Origin of the sequence: Pseudomonas sp. 478 (assembly GCF_003254125.1) — a bacterium.
Classification (GTDB): Bacteria; Pseudomonadota; Gammaproteobacteria; order Pseudomonadales; family Pseudomonadaceae; genus Aquipseudomonas.
This window is the reverse complement of sequence record NZ_QKZG01000002.1, coordinates 492,978-508,700: the sequence shown is the minus strand read 5'-3', so window position 1 is coordinate 508,700 and position 15,723 is coordinate 492,978. Positions and strand designations below refer to the sequence as shown.

Below are 15,723 nucleotides of genomic sequence, written 5' to 3'. Positions count from 1 at the left end.
TTAAGGAGTTGCCCTGATGAGCAGCCTGTCCGTTTACCACGTCTCAAGCCCTGATTTACCTAACAAGGTGCTGACGCATTTCGAAGACATCGCCTCGACCCTGGCTGAGCAGGGCGTGCGTTTCGACCGCTGGCAAGCCACGGCGAAAATCCAGCCCGGCGCCAGTCAGGAAGAAGTGATCGCCGCGTATCAGGAGCAAATCGACAAGCTGATGACCGAACGCGGTTACATCACTGTCGATGTGATCAGCCTGAACAGCGACCACCCGCAAAAAGCCGAATTGCGCGCCAGGTTTCTCGACGAACATCGCCATGGCGAAGACGAAGTACGATTTTTTGTCGCCGGCCGTGGCTTGTTCTCCCTGCACATCGGCGATTACGTCTACGCGGTGCTTTGTGAGAAAAACGACCTGATCTCGGTACCAGCCGGCACCGCGCATTGGTTCGATATGGGCGAGCATCCGCATTTCGTCGCGATCCGTCTGTTCAACAACCCTGAAGGCTGGGTGGCCAATTTCACCGGCGAAGACATCGCCAGCCGGTTCCCGGGTCTTGAGGACTGAGGCGATGCCGATCAAAGCGATTCTCACCGACATCGAAGGCACTACCAGCGCGGTGAGTTTTGTGTTCGACGTGCTGTTTCCCTACGCCGCCAGACACTTGCCGGATTTTGTTCGCCAGCATGCCGCGCGTGCGGATGTTGCCGAGCAACTGGATGCCGTTCGCCGGGAGACCAACGAGCCGAACGCCGCCGTCGAGCGGGTGATCGACATTCTTCTGGGCTGGATCGCCGAAGACCGCAAAGCCACGCCGCTGAAAGCGTTGCAAGGCATGGTCTGGGAGCAGGGTTATCAGGCCGGAGAGTTGAAAGGCCACGTTTACCCGGATGCCGTTGAAGCGCTTAAACGCTGGCATCAGGACGGCTTCAAACTGTTTGTTTATTCGTCCGGTTCGATCCAGGCCCAAAAGCTGATCTTTGGCTGCTCGGAAGCGGGGGATCTGTCACACCTGTTCAGTGGCTATTTCGACACCACCTCGGGGCCCAAGCGTGAAGTGAAGTCCTACGAACGCATTACCCAGGCCATTGGCCTGGACGCTTCGCAGATCCTGTTTCTGTCTGACATCGTCGAGGAACTGGACGCAGCGCGCACGGCGGGAATGGCGACGTGCGGACTGGCCCGAGAGGGCGGGGAGCTGGCGGGGCATGTGACGGTGGACAGTTTTGCGCGGATCAACCCTTCCGCGTTCTAAGCCACGACGCATATAACCTGTGGGAGCGGGCTTGCTCGCGAAGGCGGCGTGCCATTCAACATTGATGCTATCTGATACACCGCATTCGCGAGCAAGCCCGCTCCCACATGGAAACAAAACAGGCCGTGAAGCGAAAGCGCTCACGGCCTGTTTGTTTACAGCCCTGGAACGGTTTAAACCGAGTGATACGTCGGCAGGGCAAACCGCTGCTGGCTTTGCAGCATGGAAATCTGCGGCAGTTCGCTGGCCTGTTCGGCGATGTCACGGCGAATGGCACTGATCACCCAGGACAGCTGATCACCCGCATGCAATTGCTGGTAGGAAATCGAGCGTTTGAAGACTTTGCCGTCGGTGCTGCTCAATGTCAGCAGAATGCCACCATCAGGACGTGGCTGGGTGGTCACTTCGAAGTTGGAGAACAGGGACGAAAATTTTTCTTGGATCAGGTTCATGTCTATCAGCTCCGTTAGCTCTTGAATGGCAAGCATGCAGAGGTAGTTGCAGTGATTGTGCCAGCACCTGATTTTTTAAAAACCCTTATATATCAATTAGTTATCTTTTCAGTGTTTTTGCGCTTTCGTGCAATCTGCATGAATGGCCATCGTGCATCCTGCATTTTGCGTGGTCGACATCGATTCGATGGAACCAATTGCCCCGCGCAAGCTCACGCTTTCGAATGTCGCAGACGTGGATACAAATCATTTCAAAAACCGCGTGTACAGCTCAGGAACCGCTGACGTATTTTCGGCCTCAATCAACGCCGCCCGAACAATAAAAAGATCGACCGGGAGCAACCATGAGCCGCACGCCGAACGACACGATTACCTGGGGCATGATGCTCCGCAAGCTGCCTTCCATTGCCAAAGCCATTCCTCGCGTGGTGAAAGGCATGAACGCCGCCAACGTCAAGGACCCGACCCAACCGTGTGGCCTGGGCTGGAGCTTTGAGCAAGCGACATTGCGCAATCCCGATGGCCCGGCATTGCTGCAGGGCGAGGTCGCGCTGACGTATTTTCAGGTCAACCAGTGGGCCAATCGCATTGCCCATCATTTGATTGCCCAAGGCATCCGCAAGGGCGATGTCGTGGCGGTCTTTATCGAGAATCGCCCGGAACTGCTGGTGACGATCCTGGCGGTGGCCAAGGTTGGCGCGATCAGTGCCTTGCTCAATACTTCGCAGACCCGCGATACCCTGGCTCATAGTCTTAACCTGGTGGCACCCGCGGCGATCATTGTCGGAGAAGAGCTGGTGCCGGCGTTTTCGGCGGTTCGCGAACGGGTGTCGATCGACGCGGCGCGCACCTGGTTCGTGGCTGATCGAGACACCTTCAGCCATCCAGGCATTGCGCCCGACGGGTTCATCAACCTGATGACCGCCAGTGCCGACAGCTCCAGCGCCAACCCCGCGAGCAGTCAGCAGGTTTTTTTCGATGACCCTTGTTTCTATATCTACACCTCGGGCACCACCGGCTTGCCCAAGGCCGGGGTGTTCAAGCACGGCCGCTGGATGCGCAGCTCCGCGAGCTTCGGGCTGATCGCCCTGGATATGCGCCCGGAGGACGTCGTCTATTGCACCTTGCCGCTCTATCACGCCACCGGGTTGTGCGTGTGCTGGGGCTCGGCGATCAGTGGCGCCTCGGGCTTTGCCATTCGCCGCAAGTTCAGCGCCAGCCAATTCTGGAACGATGTGCGCAAGTACCGCGCGACCACCCTCGGATACGTCGGCGAATTGTGCCGCTACCTGGTGGATCAACCGCCCAGCCTCGACGACAGCCAGCACCGGGTGACGAAGATGATCGGCAATGGCCTGCGCCCCGGCGCGTGGGGCGAGTTCAAGACGCGATTCGGGGTGAATCATATCTGTGAGCTGTACGCCGCCAGCGACGGCAACATTGGCTTCACCAACATCCTCAACTTTGACAACACCGTCGGGTTTTCCCTGATGTCATGGCAGTTGGCGGCGTACGACCACGACAGCGGCGCGCCGATACGCGATGCCAAGGGCTTCATGCGCAAAGTCGCCAAAGGCGAGCAGGGGCTGTTGCTGGCGAAGATCGACGACAAGGCACCGCTGGATGGCTACACCGATCCGCAGAAGACCGAAAAGGTTGTGCTGCACGACGTGTTCGAGAGGGGCGACCGTTACTTCAATACCGGTGACCTGCTGCGCAACATCGGTTTCGGTCACGCGCAGTTTGTTGACCGTTTGGGCGATACCTACCGCTGGAAGGGCGAAAACGTCTCGACCACCGAGGTCGAGAACATCCTTTTGCAACACCCGAATATTTCCGAAGCCGTGGCCTACGGCGTGGAAATCCGCAACACCAACGGGCGTGCCGGGATGGCGGCGATTACGCCAGCCGAGTCCCTGGCGACCCTGGATTTCAGTGAACTGCTGGCGTTTGCCCGTGAGCAAATGCCCGCCTATGCGGTGCCGTTGTTCCTGCGGGTGAAGGTGAAAATGGAGACCACGGGCACCTTCAAATATCAGAAGACCCGGCTTAAGGATGAAGCCTTCGACCCCGGCAAGACCGGCGACGATCCGATTTATGCCTGGCTGCCAGGGACCCAGACTTACGTGCAGGTCACTGCGCAGTTGCTGGCGGATATTCACGGCGGCGCTTTTCGTTATTGAATGCAGCGTTATTGAATGCAGCGCTATTGAATGTGGCTATGGCCGTCCATGAGAAAAAAGAAGTGACAGCCTCGGGGCTGCTCGGGAAACTGTCGGCTTTGCGAATAACAGAACGTGGAGTGCCCAATGTCAGACCAAAGCCGCCAGATGTCCCCCGAAGAAGCCGCTGAATTTGCCGAACAGGTATTCAACAAGGCGCGTGAGGGCGATGCGGCCATGATGGCCGCGCTGTTGACCAAGGGCCTGCCGCCGAACCTGCGTAACCACAAGGGTGACACCTTGCTGATGCTGGCCGCTTACCACGGCCATGTGGAGACGGTAAAAGTCCTGCTCGAGCACAAGGCCGACCCGGAAATCCGCAACGACAATGGCCAGAGCCCGATTGCCGGCGCGGCATTCAAGGGTGATCTGGCGGTGGTCAAGGCACTGGTTGAAGGCGGCGCGCAAGTGGAAGGTTCGTCCTTCGACGGTCGCACTGCGCTGATGATGGCGGCGATGTTCAATCGCGTGGAAATCGTCGACTACCTGATCAGCAAAGGTGCCGACCCGAAAGCCAAGGATGCCAATGGCGTTTCTGCGCTGGATGCCGCCAAGACCATGGGCGCGGTGGATACCACGGCGCAGCTTGAGAAATTGCTGGGCTAACGGCTCAAGGAATTCTTGAGGCAACGAAAAACCTGTGGCGAGGGGGCTTGCCCCCGTTCGGCTGCGAAGCAGTCGTAAAACCGATAAATGCAGTCTTCCTGAAAAACGCGGGTAACCGGTTTGGGGCGGCTTCGCCACCCAACGGGGGCAAGCCCCCTCGCCACAGGAGCCCACTTACCGCAAAGGGTGTTTCTGAGTCAGCCGAGGCATCAATACACCCACACCTCAACCCGCCGATTCTTGATTCGCCCCTCATCCGCGCTATTGGCCGCCACCGGCATCTCGGCGCCAAAACCACGAATCTCGCGAAACACCACGCCGCTTTTCACCAGTTCCCGCCGCACCGCCATGGCGCGCAGTTTCGACAGCAGATCGGCCCGCGCCGGATCACTTTTTGCGTCGCCAAACCCCACCAGTGTCACCTGCCGATTGGTCTTGTCACGCTGCTTTATATAGTCGAGCACCCGCCACAGGTCCTGCCGGGCCTTGTTGTCCAGCGTCGCACTGCCTTCTTCGAAACGGAAATTCACGGTCAGGCGCTGGGCGTGACGGCTGAGCGCCTGATAACCCTCCGGCATCAATGCATTCGGCGTGACCGTCATGGCCTGGACGGTCTGGGCGATAAAACCATTGGCCGCGACAATCGCCTGGCCCTTGCTGCTTTGGGCGAACGCCACCAATGCGTCGGCCCAAGGGTTTTTCCCATTGGGCGGCAGGTAAAAGAACAGCCGACGGGACAGCGGATAGTCTTCCGTGGCAATCAGGCTGTTGAGCGGCAGCATGGCTTGGGATTGGCCATCGGCAATCGCCACGGCTTTGGCCTGACGCACGTAAGGCAGGCCGATGAAGCCGATACCTTGCGGGTCCAGGCTGACCGCGTCCGACAATTGCTCGCTGGATTCGAACCGTTTCGCAGCGCTGCTCAGGGTTTTCCCACGACGGCTGAGGACCAATTCCTTGAACGTGTCGTAGGTGCCCGATTGGTCATCCCGCGCATAGAGATGAATCGTCCCACCGCTGCCGCCGAGTTCTTCCCAGGTTTTTGCCTCGCCGCTGAAGATTCGCGCCAATTGTTCGGTGTTCAGTTCATGCAATGGATTTTGCGGATGAAGAATGATCGCCAGGCCATCGATGGCGATGACCTGCTCGGCGCCGACGCTTTTAAAGTCGCCCAAGCGTGCAAGGTCTGCCCGTTCGCTGTCCTTGATCGGGCGCGAGGAGGCGGCGAGGTCGGCGGTGGCGGTTTTCAGGGCGGTGAAACCGGTGCTGGAACCGTGGGCCGCAATGTCCACCGCGACCCGGCGGCCTTGAACGGTTTCGCCGATGACGCGCAGCTCGTTGGCTGTGTCCGGGGCCTCGCTGTGAATCTTCAGCAGGCCCTGTTCGCGCATCAAACCCTCAACCAGCGCCGGGCCCAATGCCGCGCCGATGGTGTTGGAACCCTGGATGCGCAGCACCGGGTCAGCCTCGGGCGTCGGCAACGCGCCAGCCGACGCCGCCAGCGGCAGCCAGGCACACAGCATCAGCAGGAACAACACGCGCAGCGTCATGCCAGCACCTTACAAGCCAAAGGAAGTGCCGGGAGAATAAGTCAGTAAGGTTTCTGAAAGATGACAGTTGCTCAATGTGGGAGCGGGCTTGCTCGCGAAGGCGGTTTGTCATTCAACATTGATGTTGACTGACACGACGCCTTCGCGAGCAAGCCCGCTCCCACAGGTGAGCTATGTCGAAAGGCAGAGATCAGCTCAATTCAAGCCAGATCGGCGCGTGATCCGACGGCTTTTCCATCCCGCGCAATTCGTAATCCACGCCCGCATCCTTCACCCGTGGCAACAACCCGTGGGACGCCATGATCAAGTCAATCCGCAGCCCACGCTTGGGCTCATCCTCAAAACCGCGGCTACGGTAGTCGAACCAGCTGAAACGGTCGGCCACCTCGGGGTTCAAGTGGCGGAAGCTGTCCACCAGGCCCCAGTTCTTCAAGCGGGCCATCCACTCGCGTTCTTCCGGCAGGAAGCTGCATTTGCCGGTTTTCAGCCAGCGTTTCATGTTGTCCGGGCCGATACCGATGTCGCAGTCTTCCGGGGAAATGTTCACGTCGCCCATCACCACCAGCGGCTGATCGTTGCTGAACCGGCTTTCCAGCAATTGTTGCAGATCGCTGTAAAAGCGTTCCTTGGCCGGGAACTTGGTCGGGTGATCGCGGCTTTCGCCCTGTGGGAAATAGCCGTTCATGATGGTCACCGGCACGCCATTGGCATCGGCGAACGTGCCCCAGATGAAACGGCGCTGAGCGTCTTCTTCATCGGTGACGAAACCTTTGTGCAGCGCGATAGGTTCCTGGCGCGAGAGCAGGGCCACGCCGTAATGACCTTTTTGACCGTGGAAATACACGTGATAGCCCAGCGCCTGAACCTCGGCCAGCGGGAACTGGTCGTCGTGAACCTTGGTTTCCTGCAGTCCAATCACATCGGGCTGATGCTTTTCGATCAGCGCCGCCAGCTGATGAGGGCGAGCGCGCAGCCCGTTGATGTTGAAGGAGACGATCTTCATGGTCGGCAGTCCTGGCAAAAGGGCGATGCTAGCTGACATGTAGGAATGGGGCCAGTGTGGGGTGAGGGGATTCACTGTGTTCTGTCAGATCTATATTGGCAGTGAGGGCCTCTTCGCGAGCAAGCCCGCTCCCACAGGGTTCTCCAGCGAACAAAAATTTTGTGTACGCCACAAAACCTGTGGGAGCGGGCTTGCTCGCGAAGAGGCCAGTCCAGTCGATGAAGATCCAGCCTTGGTCTATACCTGTGGGGGAACTGTATTACCACCCACAGGCTCGTACCAATAAGAGCGCAGTCATTTGACCTGTGCCAGGGGAGATCTACCGTTATGCCCGAAACCTCGACCGTCATCGCCGATATTCACATGCTCGACAGCGGCTATTCCCGCGAAGCGCGTTCGCTGTTGTACCAGGCTTACCGGCATGAGCCGACGTTCGGCTACCTGTTCGAAGCGGAGCGTCCCGGTTATGAGCAACGGGTCCGGGCCACCGTGCGCGAACTGGTCAAGCAACACTTTCTTCAGGACTTGCCGGCCATCGGCCTGCTGGTCAACGACCGGTTGATCGGCATCGCGCTGATCGCGCCGCCGCAACGTCGCCTGGGCATCACCGAAAGTTGGGCCTGGCGTCTGCGCATGGTGCTCAGCACCGGGTTCCGCTGCACCCGACGCTATCTCGAGTATCACGATGCCGTGATGGCTTGCGTCCCGTCCGATTCGGTGCACCTGCTGCCATTGCTGGGGGTTCATCCGCAATTCCAGGGCAAACACTTTGGCGAACAGTTGCTGCAAGCGGTGCACAACTGGTGCGCGGTGGATGAGCACTCCGAGGGCGTCATCCTCGATACCGGGAATCCTCGTTACCTGGAGTTCTATAAGCGCCAGGGCTATGAGGAAATTGGTGAGGTCGCCGTAGGACCGATTCGCGAACACGTGTTTTTCCACGCCAATCCGCAGGTGTTACAAACAGCAACGGCATAAAGGTAGAACTTTCACCGCACGCCAGGCTCTATCACGCTCCCAAGCTCGTGATAGCATCCGCGCCTATGAAGTTTCCAGGAAGAATTACCAGCGGCGTGCTGATGCTGATTACCAGCTGCGCGGCGCTGGCGCAAAGTGAATTGGATGTGCGGATCAAACCGTCCAACGATGAACTGAAAGCCAATATAGAGGGCTATATTGGCAACCTCGGCGATCGAGACGAAGAAGCCTTGCTGCGCTTCAGTCGTGGCGCCGAAGAACAGGCGCGCAAGGCCGCCCAGGCCTTGGGTTATTACCAGCCGCAGATCGACTCGGATGTGAAGGGCGGCAAGACGCCGCGCCTGGTGCTGAACATCGATCCCGGCGAGCCGGTGCATTTGCGCAACGTCACTATTCGCATCGACGGCCCGGCCGCCTCCCTCAAATCATTCCGTGTACCCAAAAGCAATGCGCTGAAAACCGGCGCAGTGCTCAACCATGGCCATTACGAAGACGCCAAGCGCCTGATTCAGAATCAGGCCTCGCGCTACGGTTATTTCAGTGGTTATTTCAGCAGCCAGAAATTGTTGGTCGACCCGCGAGCCGGCGTTGCCGACATCGAACTGATCTACAACAGCGGCCCGCGTTATTCACTGGGTAAGGTCAGTTTCGAAGGTGACACGCCGTTCGACGAAGACCTGCTGCTGCGCATGGTGCCATTCAAGGCCGGCGCGCCTTATGACTCTGAACTGATCGCCGAACTCAATCAGGCCATGCAATCGAGCGGCTATTTCGAAAGCGTGCGGGTAGATGCAGCGCCAACGTCGTCCAAGAACGACGTGATCCCGGTGGACGTCAAACTCGAAACCCGCAAACCACGGACCATGGGCCTCGGGCTGGGTTTTTCCACCGACGTCGGCCCACGGATCAAGGCCAACTGGACCCGGCACTGGGTCAACCCTCAGGGGCACAGCTATGGCTGGGAGACCGAAGTTTCGGCGCCTCGGCAGAACGTCGGTGTGTTCTACGACATTCCCCTGGACCCACCGTTGACCGACAAGCTGCGGTTCGCCGGTGGCTATCAGAATGAAGAAATTGCCGACAAGGACTCCCTCAGCAAACTGCTGACCCTCGGCCCCGAGTGGCACAGCAAGCTGCCCAGCGGTTGGCAGCGAGTGGTATCGCTCAAGTGGCAGCGCGAGGAATACAGGCTCGGCGACGACTCGGGGCTCAGCACGTTGCTGATGCCTGGCGTCAGCTATTCCTACCTTAAAAGTGATAACCGCATCGACCCGCACAACGGTTATCGCCTGGGATTCGAGACCAAAGTGGCCAAGGAAGGTTTGGGCTCCGACACCAACCTGATTTACGGCACCGCGTTGGTGAAAGGCTTGACCACGGTCTTCGACAAACACCGCTTCCTCGGTCGGGTACAGGTCGGCGGCAGCGCCACCAACGGCTACAAATCGGTGCCGCCGTCGCTGCGCTTCTTCGCCGGTGGCGATCAGAGCGTGCGCGGTTACGACTATCAGAGCCTGTCCCCGGAAAACTCCGAGGGCGATCGCATCGGTGGCCGCTACATGATCGCCGGCAGCGTCGAGTATCAATATTCCATCGCCGAAAAATGGCGGGTCGCGACCTTCATCGATCAGGGCAACTCCTTCAATACCCTCGAACTGCCGAACCTCAAGACCGGCGTCGGTATCGGCGTGCGCTGGGTCTCGCCGGTGGGGCCGATACGCCTCGACCTGGCCCATGCGATGGACGACGAGGGCGGCATTCGACTGCACTTTTCCATGGGGCCTGAGCTGTGAATCGTGGTTTGAAGATAACGCTGTTGGCGATTCTGGCGCTGCTGATGCTGGTCGTCCTGACCGTGGCCACGGTGCTTGGCACGGCGGCGGGCAGTCGTTGGGCGCTCGGCTTTGTGCCGGGTTTGACCGTCGGGAACTTCCAGGGCCGTTTGGGCGGACAGTGGAGTGCCGACCATGTGCTGTGGCAGCAGGACAGCAGCCGGGTTGAGCTGGACAAGGTGATTTTCGCCTGGTCGCCGCTGTGCCTGACGCGCATGACCCTGTGCATCGAGCAATTGAAAGCCGATCAGGTCAGCCTGCAATTCCCGCCAGGCACAGAAGAAGAAAGCAGCGGGCCGATCAGTCTCCCGGATCTGAAGTTGCCCTTGGCCATCGAGCTGGGCGATGTCCAGGTCGGCAGCCTGCTGTTTAACGGCAGCGAAGAACTCAAGGGCCTGCAACTGGCGGCGCACTGGACAGCCAACGGTTTGCAGATCGATTCCGTTCATTTGCAAAGGGATGACCTGAGCCTGAATCTTTCAGGCCTGCTGCAACCCAGCGGTAACTGGCCGCTCAAGGCCGAAGGCAAACTGACCCTGCCAGCTCCCGGCACCGGGCCTTGGGCGCTGGCCCTGAAGGTCGACGGCGATCTGCTGAAAACCCTGAACCTGAAAGCCGACAGCAGCGGTTACCTGAACGGACAATTGACCGGCGAACTGCAACCGCTGGTGGAAAACCTGCCGGCCAAAGTGCGGATCACCGCTGACGGCTTCAAGCCAGGTGCCGATCTGCCGGACACCCTGCAACTCAACCAACTGGAACTCACCGGCGACGGTGACCTGAAAAACGGTTACCAGTTGCTCGGCAAAGCCACGTTGCCTGGGGAAAAAGGCCCGGTCGCGTTGCTGCTGCAAGGCAAGGTCGACGCGAACGGCGCTCAGATCGCCGGGTTGGACCTCACGGCCAACGACAAGCAAAACCTGAAACTCACCGGCAACCTCGACTGGAGCAAAGGCCTGAGCTTTGATGCCAAGATCGACTGGCTGGATTTCCCGTGGCACAGCCTCTATCCACTGATCGACGAGCCCGAAGTGGCGTTGCGCAGTTTCAACGGTGAAGTCTCCTACACCGACGGTAAATACCTGGGCAGCTTCAAAGCCGCACTCGACGGCCCGGCCGGGGCGTTCAGCCTGACCAGCCCGTTCAGCGGCGACCTGACGAAGATCTACCTGCAACAAATTCAACTCGAAGCCGGGCAGGGCAAGGCCGAAGGGCACCTGAACCTGCAATTCGCCGACGGCATTGCCTGGGACACGGCGCTGGACTTGTCGGCGATCAACCCGGCGTACTGGGTCGCGGAGTTGCCGGGAACCTTGGCCGGACCGTTGCGCAGCAAGGGCGAGATGAAGAATGAAAAACTCAGCCTGACCGCTGATCTCGACTTGAAAGGCAAACTCCGCGGCCAACCGGCAGTAATCCAGGCCAAAGCCGATGGCGGTGGCGAGCAATGGAACCTCAGCGCGTTGCAAATTCGCCTCGGCGACAACAGCATCAACGGCAAGGGCAGCCTGCAACAGAAGCTCGCCGGTCAGATCGATATCAAGCTGCCGCGCCTGGCTCAGTTGTGGCCGCAACTGCGCGGCCAGCTCAATGGTCGCGTCGATGTCGCCGGGACACTCAAGGCTCCGCAAGGCAAGCTCGGACTGCAAGGCACGCAACTGGCCTTCGAAGACAATCGCCTGCAAAGCCTGAATCTGGACGCCACCCTCGACAGTGCGCAACGGGCGAAAATCGACCTCAAGGGCAGCGGCATTCAGGCCGGTGAAACGTCGCTGGGCACGCTGACCGCCAGCGGCCAGGGCGATATCAAAAACCAGAAACTCACCCTCGACCTGCAAGGGCCGAAGCTGAAACTCGCCCTCGGCCTCGACGGCAATCTGGACCAAGGCAATTGGCGTGGGCGCCTGGCCAGCGGCGATATCCAGGCCGGCGGTCAAGACTGGAAACTGCAAGGTCCGGCGAAGCTTGAACGGCTGGCGGACGGCAAGATCAATTTTGGCGCCCATTGCTGGACGTCCGGCCCGGCCAGCCTGTGCGGCGAGGATCAGCGCCTGATGCCTGAGCCGAAGCTGCGTTATCACCTCAAACAGTTCCCGATCGACAGCCTGGCGCAGTGGCTGCCCAAGGATTTCGCCTGGAAGGGCCGGCTCAACGCCGACCTGCAACTGGACCTGCCGGCCAGCGGCCCTAACGGCCAGATCAGCGTCGATGCCAGCGGCGGCACGTTGCGCATCAAGGAAAAGGACCAGTGGCTGGACTTCCCGTACCAGACCCTGAAACTCAACAGCAAACTCACGCCCAAGCGCATCGACACTGACCTCAATTTTGTCGGCGGCAAGCTCGGTGAGCTGATGCTCCAGGCGCAGATCAATCCGTTGCCGAAGGACAAACCACTGACCGGCTCGTTCCGCCTGAGTGGTCTGGATCTGTCGGTGGCGCGGCCATTCGTGCCGATGGTCGAGAAACTGACCGGACGCTTGAATGGCAGCGGCACGCTCGCCGGTACGCTGCTGGCGCCGCAGGTCAACGGCAATCTACTGCTCAGCGACGGCGAGATTTCCGGGCCTGAACTGCCGATGGACCTCGAAGCGCTGCAACTTCAAGCCGTGATTGCTGGCGAAACCGTGCAATTGAACGGCGGCTGGAAAAGCGGCAAGACCGGGCAGGGCACCTTGAGCGGCAACATCGCCTGGGGTCAGGCATTGGTGGTGGATCTGGCGCTCAAAGGCACGCAATTGCCCGTCACCGTCGAGCCCTACGCCAAGCTGGAAGTGGCGCCGGACCTGAAGATTTCGATGAAGGACGACAAACTGGCGATCGTCGGCAAGGTGCTGGTGCCAAAAGGCGAGATCACCGTGCGCGAGTTGCCGCCATCGACGGTCAAGGTGTCCGATGACACGGTGATCGTTGGCCAGCAGACCGAAGAGGGCAAACCCCCGATGGCCATGGCGATGGACATCGATGTGGTGGTCGGGCAGGACAAACTCAGCTTCGCCGGGTTTGGCCTGACCGCCAACCTGCAAGGTCATGTGCACATCGGCGACAACATGGACACCCGCGGCGAGCTCTGGCTCAACGATGGGCGTTATCGTGCCTACGGTCAGCGGTTGACCGTGCGCCGGGCGCGTTTGCTGTTTGCCGGCCCGATCGATCAGCCGTATCTGGACATCGAAGCGATTCGCCAGACCGACGATGTGATCGCCGGCATTCGCTTGAGCGGCAGCGCGGAGCAGCCGACCACACAGATCTTCTCCGAGCCGGCGATGAGCCAGGAGCAGGCCTTGTCCTATCTGGTGCTGGGGCGTCCGTTGGCCAGTAACGGTGAAGACAACAACATGCTCGCCCAAGCTGCGCTCGGGTTGGGGTTGATGGGCAGTTCGGGAGTGACCAGCGGCTTGGCGAAAAACCTGGGGATTCAGGATTTCCAGCTCGATACCGAGGGTAGCGGCAACGCCACCAGCGTGGTCGCCAGCGGCAATATCTCCGAGAAGCTCAGCCTGCGTTATGGGGTTGGCGTGTTCGAGCCGGCCAACACCATCGCCTTGCGTTACAAGCTGAGCAAAAAGGTCTACCTCGAAGCGGCGGGCGGTGTGGCCAGTTCGCTGGACATCTTCTACAAGCGGGATTTCTAAACCTCGCCCTCTCTAAAACCGAGTCGCTGCCTTCGCGAGCAAGCCCGCTCCCACATTGGATTTGTGTTACGCCGCAGATCAAATGTGGGAGCGGGCTTGCTCGCGAAGGGCGCGCTGCGATCATCGATCCGAAGCAACTTTCCTGCGCCATTTATCAACTAAATAGCAAGCAACCTAACTATTACGTTGACATTCGCTGCCTAGGCAGTAATATCTCGACATACATTCTCTGCCTAGGCAGCTAATCGGTGGTCAGATGAAGCATTTCACCCCAGACGAATTCCACACGTGTCATCTCGGCCTCCTGCTCGGGCGCGCTGCGCTGCTCAAGGACCGGATCATCGACACTCACATGGAACCCCACGGCATCACCGCCGCGCAGTTCAAAGTGCTGATCATCATGGCCCAGTTCGGCGTCGATACCCCGGCCGAGCTGTGCCGTCACCTGTCGCTGGACAGCGGATCGATGACCCGCATGCTCGATCGTCTGGAACAGAAAGGCTTCCTCGCCCGCCAACGCTGCGAAGCGGATCGCCGTCAGGTTCAGCTGGTGCTGACCGAACAAGGCCAGCAGTTGACTGACCGCCTGCCGGAGATCGGTGCCGATGCCATGAATGAACTGGCTGGCGCGATCACCCCAGAGGAATTGAAAACCCTGGAACAGATCCTCAAGAAAATTCTGGTGGCAGCCGGTGACTCGATCACCCTGCTGCGGGTAGGTGACAAATGAGCAGTAAAACCCTGCGTACCGGCCTGAGCCTAGTGCTGGCAGCCATGACCCTCGCGGGTTGCGCCAGCTACAGTGGCTTGAACACCGAGGGCAAAAGCCTCGATGCGAAAACCCTCAAGGCCGGACAATCCCTCAGCGGTGTGACCCTGTCGCCGGCGGCCTGGCCGAAAAGCGACTGGTGGAAAAGCCTCGGCGACCCACAGCTCGACGGCTTGATCCGCGAAGCCCTGCACGACAGCCCCGACATGCAAATTGCCGACGCCCGCGCCCACCAGGCCAGCGCCGCCGCTTATGCAGCGGATGCCGCGCGCATGCCGACTCTTGATGCCAGCGCTGGTGTCAGCCGTTCGCGTCTGGCCCGGGATCAGGACCCGAGCGGGCAGGGCGGCACGTACTCCACCGTGCGCAACCTCAGCGCCAGTTTCAATTACAACTTCGACCTCTGGGGCGGTCAGCGTGATGCCTGGGAAGCCGCACTGGGTCAGGCCCGTGCTGCCGAAGTCGATCAACAGGCCGCTCAGCTGACGTTGTCCGCCGACGTCGCTCGCGCCTACAGCGATCTGGGTCAGGCGCACATCGTCTACGACCTGGCCAGTGAAGACCTCAAACGCACCAAACAAATGCTCGACCTGAGCCAGCGTCGCCTGAGCTCGGGGATCGACAGCCAGTACCAGTTCCAGCAAACCGAAAGCCTGGAAGCCACGTCTGAAGCCAGCCTGATCGACGCCGAAAAACGCCTGCAAAGCGCGAAAATCGCCTTGGCCGTCTTGCTCGGCAAAGGCCCGGATCGCGGCAATGAAATCGCCCGGCCGAAAATCCTCCAGGCCAGCGCCGTCGCGTTGCCCTCGGTGCTGCCGGCCGAGTTGCTCGGTCGACGTCCAGACCTGGTGGCCGCGCGTTGGCGGGTCGAGGCGGCGAGCAAGAACATCGACGCCGGCAAAACCCGCTTCTACCCCAACCTCAACCTGAGCGCCGCGGCCGGTGCCGAGTCGTTGCTGGGCGATGCGATGTTCGGTTCAGCCAGTCGCTTCTTCAACATTGCACCAACGATCTCGGTGCCGATTTTCGACGGCGGCCGCCTGCGCGCCGACCTCGATTCCCGCGACGCCGATTACGACCTCGCGGTGGCGCAGTACAACAAAAGCCTGGTGAAAGCCCTGGGTGATGTCAGCGACACCATCAACCAGTTGCGCGATATCGGCCGGCAAATCGGGACACAGCAGCGCGCCACCGACATTGCCCAGGATTCATACAACACCGTGGTCCAGCGCTACGGTTCCGGCATCGGGAATTACCTGGACGTGCTCAGCATCGAGCAGCAACTGCTCCAGGCCCAGCGTCAGCTGGCCAACCTGAATGCCGAGCAGATCGACCTGTCGATCCAATTGATGCAGGCGCTGGGCGGCGGCTTCCAGGGCGAGACCCTGACCGCAGCCAACGCAGCCCCAGCCACGCAGCACAACTAATT

At 60.0% G+C, this 15,723-nt stretch carries 12 protein-coding genes; 9 read left to right on the top strand and 3 right to left on the bottom strand.

Annotated features, from left to right (window positions below):
* Window positions 1–16 precede the first annotated feature (16 nt).
* Together DFS28_RS06135 and mtnC are read left to right on the top strand one after the other, a co-directional pair.
* On the top strand, window positions 17–562 hold the full coding sequence (locus tag DFS28_RS06135) for an acireductone dioxygenase (protein WP_111448992.1): 546 nt from the start codon (window positions 17–19) through the stop codon (window positions 560–562).
* A gap of 4 nt (window positions 563–566) precedes the next feature.
* On the top strand, window positions 567–1,250 hold the full coding sequence (gene mtnC / locus DFS28_RS06130; protein ID WP_111448991.1) for an acireductone synthase: 684 nt from the start codon (window positions 567–569) through the stop codon (window positions 1,248–1,250).
* Window positions 1,251–1,423: 173 nt separating this feature from the next.
* On the opposite strand, the gene DFS28_RS06120 is transcribed toward mtnC, so the two are convergent.
* On the bottom strand, window positions 1,424–1,702 hold the full coding sequence (locus DFS28_RS06120; protein ID WP_008146103.1) for a DUF3509 domain-containing protein: 279 nt from the start codon (window positions 1,700–1,702) through the stop codon (window positions 1,424–1,426).
* Between the two features lie 344 nt (window positions 1,703–2,046).
* On the opposite strand from DFS28_RS06120, the gene DFS28_RS06115 reads away from it, so the two are divergent.
* Both DFS28_RS06115 and DFS28_RS06110 read left to right on the top strand, forming a co-directional pair.
* Window positions 2,047–3,885 carry a long-chain-acyl-CoA synthetase gene (locus DFS28_RS06115; RefSeq protein WP_111448989.1) on the top strand — a complete coding sequence of 613 codons (1,839 nt, stop codon included), beginning with the start codon at window positions 2,047–2,049 and terminating at the stop codon, window positions 3,883–3,885.
* Between the two features lie 126 nt (window positions 3,886–4,011).
* Window positions 4,012–4,530 (top strand): ankyrin repeat domain-containing protein, encoded by a 519-nt coding sequence (locus tag DFS28_RS06110; protein WP_111448988.1) that lies wholly within the window; start codon window positions 4,012–4,014, stop codon window positions 4,528–4,530.
* Between the two features lie 209 nt (window positions 4,531–4,739).
* Here DFS28_RS06110 and DFS28_RS06105 read toward each other — a convergent pair whose 3' ends face one another.
* On the bottom strand, window positions 4,740–6,080 hold the full coding sequence (locus tag DFS28_RS06105; protein ID WP_111448987.1) for a substrate-binding domain-containing protein: 1,341 nt from the start codon (window positions 6,078–6,080) through the stop codon (window positions 4,740–4,742).
* 190 nt (window positions 6,081–6,270) lie between these two features.
* The gene (xthA, locus tag DFS28_RS06095; protein ID WP_111448986.1) at window positions 6,271–7,083 is read right to left on the bottom strand and encodes an exodeoxyribonuclease III; all 813 of its coding nucleotides are present in this window, start codon (window positions 7,081–7,083) and stop codon (window positions 6,271–6,273) included.
* A gap of 327 nt (window positions 7,084–7,410) precedes the next feature.
* On the opposite strand from xthA, the gene DFS28_RS06090 reads away from it, so the two are divergent.
* The 5 genes from DFS28_RS06090 to DFS28_RS06070 all read left to right on the top strand — a co-directional run bounded on the left by DFS28_RS06090 (window position 7,411) and on the right by DFS28_RS06070 (window position 15,721).
* Entirely contained in the window at window positions 7,411–8,061 is a 651-nt protein-coding gene (locus DFS28_RS06090; RefSeq protein ID WP_046047485.1) for an N-acetyltransferase, read from the top strand.
* A 65-nt stretch (window positions 8,062–8,126) separates the two neighbouring features.
* Entirely contained in the window at window positions 8,127–9,854 is a 1,728-nt protein-coding gene (locus tag DFS28_RS06085) for an autotransporter assembly complex family protein (protein ID WP_111448985.1), read from the top strand.
* Window positions 9,851–13,525, top strand: coding sequence for a translocation/assembly module TamB domain-containing protein (locus DFS28_RS06080; RefSeq protein ID WP_111448984.1), 3,675 nt, complete (start codon window positions 9,851–9,853; stop codon window positions 13,523–13,525). The genes DFS28_RS06085 and DFS28_RS06080 overlap by 4 nt, the downstream gene beginning before the upstream one ends.
* A 256-nt stretch (window positions 13,526–13,781) precedes the next feature.
* Window positions 13,782–14,255: a MarR family winged helix-turn-helix transcriptional regulator gene (locus DFS28_RS06075; RefSeq protein WP_111448983.1), complete on the top strand. Its 474-nt coding sequence runs from the start codon at window positions 13,782–13,784 to the stop codon at window positions 14,253–14,255.
* Complete coding sequence (locus DFS28_RS06070) at window positions 14,252–15,721, top strand: efflux transporter outer membrane subunit (RefSeq protein ID WP_111448982.1); 1,470 nt, start codon at window positions 14,252–14,254, stop codon at window positions 15,719–15,721. The genes DFS28_RS06075 and DFS28_RS06070 overlap by 4 nt, the downstream gene beginning before the upstream one ends.
* Window positions 15,722–15,723 lie beyond the last annotated feature (2 nt).

Bases quoted from the DNA above. Each gene is read 5' to 3' on its own strand.
- DFS28_RS06135 (WP_111448992.1), top strand. From the start codon at position 17: ATGAGCAGCCTGTCCGTTTACCACGTCTCAAGCCCTGATTTACCTAAC.
- mtnC (WP_111448991.1), top strand. From the start codon at position 567: ATGCCGATCAAAGCGATTCTCACCGACATCGAAGGCACTACCAGCGCG.
- DFS28_RS06120 (WP_008146103.1), bottom strand. From the start codon at position 1,702: ATGAACCTGATCCAAGAAAAATTTTCGTCCCTGTTCTCCAACTTCGAA.
- DFS28_RS06115 (WP_111448989.1), top strand. From the start codon at position 2,047: ATGAGCCGCACGCCGAACGACACGATTACCTGGGGCATGATGCTCCGC.
- DFS28_RS06110 (WP_111448988.1), top strand. From the start codon at position 4,012: ATGTCAGACCAAAGCCGCCAGATGTCCCCCGAAGAAGCCGCTGAATTT.
- DFS28_RS06105 (WP_111448987.1), bottom strand. From the start codon at position 6,080: ATGACGCTGCGCGTGTTGTTCCTGCTGATGCTGTGTGCCTGGCTGCCG.
- xthA (WP_111448986.1), bottom strand. From the start codon at position 7,083: ATGAAGATCGTCTCCTTCAACATCAACGGGCTGCGCGCTCGCCCTCAT.
- DFS28_RS06090 (WP_046047485.1), top strand. From the start codon at position 7,411: ATGCCCGAAACCTCGACCGTCATCGCCGATATTCACATGCTCGACAGC.
- DFS28_RS06085 (WP_111448985.1), top strand. From the start codon at position 8,127: ATGAAGTTTCCAGGAAGAATTACCAGCGGCGTGCTGATGCTGATTACC.
- DFS28_RS06075 (WP_111448983.1), top strand. From the start codon at position 13,782: ATGAAGCATTTCACCCCAGACGAATTCCACACGTGTCATCTCGGCCTC.
- DFS28_RS06070 (WP_111448982.1), top strand. From the start codon at position 14,252: ATGAGCAGTAAAACCCTGCGTACCGGCCTGAGCCTAGTGCTGGCAGCC.